The 3,286-nt window shown below is 45.8% G+C and carries 2 protein-coding genes and 1 rRNA gene; 2 read left to right on the forward strand and 1 reads right to left on the reverse strand.

Features of this window, described 5'->3' with window-relative positions:
• Together rrf and H6F66_RS21650 are read left to right on the forward strand one after the other, a co-directional pair.
• Positions 1 to 110 (forward strand): 5S ribosomal RNA (gene rrf / locus H6F66_RS21645); the annotation flags it as partial.
• A gap of 187 nt (positions 111 to 297) precedes the next feature.
• Entirely contained in the window at positions 298 to 2,124 is a 1,827-nt protein-coding gene (locus tag H6F66_RS21650; RefSeq protein ID WP_190425283.1) for a caspase family protein, read from the forward strand.
• Between the two features lie 6 nt (positions 2,125 to 2,130).
• Here H6F66_RS21650 and H6F66_RS21655 read toward each other — a convergent pair whose 3' ends face one another.
• Positions 2,131 to 3,180: a nucleotidyltransferase domain-containing protein gene (locus H6F66_RS21655; RefSeq protein WP_190425286.1), complete on the reverse strand. Its 1,050-nt coding sequence runs from the start codon at positions 3,178 to 3,180 to the stop codon at positions 2,131 to 2,133.
• Positions 3,181 to 3,286 lie beyond the last annotated feature (106 nt).

Raw genomic sequence — 3,286 nt, forward strand, 5'->3', positions numbered from 1 at the left:
TATTAGCGCTGTGGAACCACACCGACTCCATCCCGAACTCGGAGGTGAAACGCGGCTGCGGCGAAGATACTTGGTGGGTGACTGCCTGGGAAAATAGCTCAGTGCCAGGTTATTCTTAACATAAAGGGTCGCTCCTCGGAGCGACCCTTTTATCATATTATTGAGCTTATGCACGCTGCTATCGCTGCTATATACTTTGTGGTGTCAGGTGTCGCCTCCTGTCCCACTCTGGGAGTAGCAAGCTGGCTTGGTTAGTAAATGCTATTTTGGCTCTAATAGATAGCTGGGGTATGGGATATGGCAAATCACTCTTGCGTGGCAATTGGCATTGATCAATATCAGTTTTTTCAACCCCTGAGCTATGCCCAGGCCGATGCACAGGCCCTGTGGCAGTTTCTGCTTGAGGAAGCTCGATGGTCACCAGACCAGTGTTTCCTGTTAACCGATACCTCGCCGCCGATTGGTGATCGCTCAGCGTATCCTACCAGGGAAAACTTGCTGGACTGGATTGATGAATGGTGCCAAAGGCCAGTAAGTGCTGATGATTCGCTTTGGTGGTTTTTCAGTGGCTATGGTGTAACTCTGGATGGAGAGGATTACTTAATGCCTAGTGACGGTAATCCAGGGGAAATTGCTGATACTGGAATATCCGTGCGATCGCTTTTTGCCTCTCTCAAAGAGTCCCTGTCTGAAAATATCTTGGTGTTGCTAGATATGAATCGCTCTCAAGGCGGTCAATCTGGTGCCAATGTGGGGAAGCAGACTGTGGAATTGGCTAAGGAGATGGGCATTGCCACAGTGCTTTCCTGCCAACTTGACCAGTTTTCGCACGAAACTTCCTCGCTGGGTCACGGATTGTTTACAGCAGTTCTGCTGGAAGGACTGCGCTCTACCCAAGGCAAGACTTTCGAGAGTCTGGTAAGTTATCTGCGATCGCGTCTGCCAGAATTGAGCCAACACCATTGGAAACCCGTTCAGTCACCCTTGATTGTGATGCCCTCTTTGGCAAGTCACTATCAGCTACCAACCCTGCCAGAACCTGTCAGGAATTGGAATGGAGCAATAGCTTCTGATACGGTTCCAGCAGCTATTTATAACTCTGGTAGGGATAACGTCAAAGACAAAATAACTCGTCAGGAGCAGCCTCCTGATCGGGCAATTCACAATAACGCACCAACGGCAGCCTCCTTTAGGAAGATGCCGAGTTCTACACCACCAGAAACAAACTTAAGCCGCGCTGCTCTTGTCCCTGTCACAGGTGGAAACACTACAGAGATAGCAGATGACACACCAGGTTGGCTAAGTTGGCTTTTATTGGGCGGCGGTGCTGCACTGTTAGTGGCATTGATAGGGGGAGTGGTTCTCCGTAACCAAGCAGCATTTATGGGTCAGCAGGCACTGCTGACGCCAACAGATACCAATAATGTGGGTTCCATACCTCAAACTGTGAAGTTACAGTCGGCTCCTTATGGTTCTGAATCGCAGACTAAAACAGTAAGTCAAGAAACTCAACAACAGGCTAATCAAGCGGTGTTGGACAAGGCAAGAACTTTGATTGTACCGAATCAAGCTTCTCAGTTTAGCCAAGCGATCGCAGTTGCCCAACAAATTAAACCGGACGAACCGCTATACCAACAAGCGCAGGATGACATAGCACGCTGGAGTGGGGTAATTCTAGATTTAGCTGAGGGACGGGCAAAACAGGGGCAGTTTGATAAAGCGATGGCTACGGCGCAACTGGTTCCCCAAGATAATCAGCCGATTTACAATCAGACTCAGCAGGCGATGGCTTCCTGGCGCGAAAAGGCACAGGTGCAGCGGACGAACAACATAATCATCCAGGGAGCTAAAGGATTGATTAAGCCGGGACAGGCTTCTTCTTACAATCTTGCCATCCGCGCCGCCCGCAAAGTACCGCCGGATCAGCCTGGTTTTGCTGAAGCTCAGCAGTTAATTTCCCAGTGGAGTCAAACAATTTATCAAACAGCTCAGTCTCGCGCATCTCAGGGTAGGCTTAATGATGCTATTCAGACGGCGGCTTTAGTTCCGGAAAATACACCAGCTTATACGCCAGCTCAAAAGGCAATTGTGCAGTGGAAAAAGAAGGCCGCCGGAACAAAGTAAAAGCCTTTACCATCCTTGCATTGCCACTAAATCAATACAAAGTTGATTGATAGGCTCTCTATCTACACTTCTCGGTAGGCTAGATTTAGCGTAAGCTTCATCAAGTCTTTTGTAGAGGGCATTAGCGATCGCCATCACTTCTTCATAGCTAAATTCGCCACTTTTAATAGCCAGCAATTCCTGTGCATCACCTGTCTCTCGGCGATCCACGATCAATTTCTGTGTCTCTAAAATTTCGATTCCTGTTCTTAATAACCGGATAGCCTGCATAGCAAATTTAGAGTCATACCCTACTTTCGCTTCCATTACTGCTCGTTCTGGATTGCGATTTTTCTTCCATTGTTGATAGTTGTCATACTCTCTACAGGCATTCTGATACTGCTGGCTTTTTTGCAATAGTTTAAGAAAATATGGCGAACTATTGGTAAGTTGGCGCGTATATTCCAACGTTTCTTCCGGTAAGGTGTATTGCTTCAATATTCCCTTGAAATCAATATCCGCAGTCAGGAAATTATAAAGCTGCTGCGCTTCTTCTAAAAACTGAATCCTATCTCTAATCAACAGGTATAAATATTCTAAAAAGGAATTAATTTCCCCCACACTTAGCGGTTGATTTCGCTCCAATTCAAAATCTTCTGGCTCAGGTTTTCTTGTAGGTGGTTCCAGTAACCAGCGGCGGTGAGACTCTAATTTTTTGATTTGGGCATAACCGTATCCTGCATATGTATGTTTCACGTTTTTCGAGAGGAACATCTGCTTATGCTCTTTCAATATTTTGCCGATTTGAGTTATATGAACGTAGTCTTTAAACCACAAAAGCTCTAGAATATTGGGGTTGTTGTCAGCAGATAGTTCTAAAAACTTTTTTAGCTCATAAATGCTAGTATCTTTGGTAAGATACGTAAAATTTCCTGGTTCTTCTGCCCAACCTTTGTCCTTTTGTTCTATTTGCGAAAAGCCCAAATAATACGGTTTGGTGGCGATAAAAATGCCGCGATAGTCATAATCAGAGGTTTCAGTTGATAATCCGTAACCTCTGGAACCAGTTAAGAGGATGTTTTAAAAGTCGGTTAGATAGCAAAAAAGCTCACTCAGTGTAAGCTGCGAATATGTAGTACACAGCACTGAGAGAGCGTTATGAGTAAAGCTTACCCCAGTAATT

Source organism: Trichocoleus sp. FACHB-6, assembly GCF_014695815.1.
GTDB classification, from domain to species: domain Bacteria; phylum Cyanobacteriota; class Cyanobacteriia; order Cyanobacteriales; family FACHB-T130; genus Funiculus; species Funiculus sociatus.

What these genes read in the sequence shown, in the direction of transcription:
- H6F66_RS21650 (WP_190425283.1), top strand. Translation starts at nt 298, where the DNA reads ATGGCAAATCACTCTTGCGTGGCAATTGGCATTGATCAATATCAGTTT.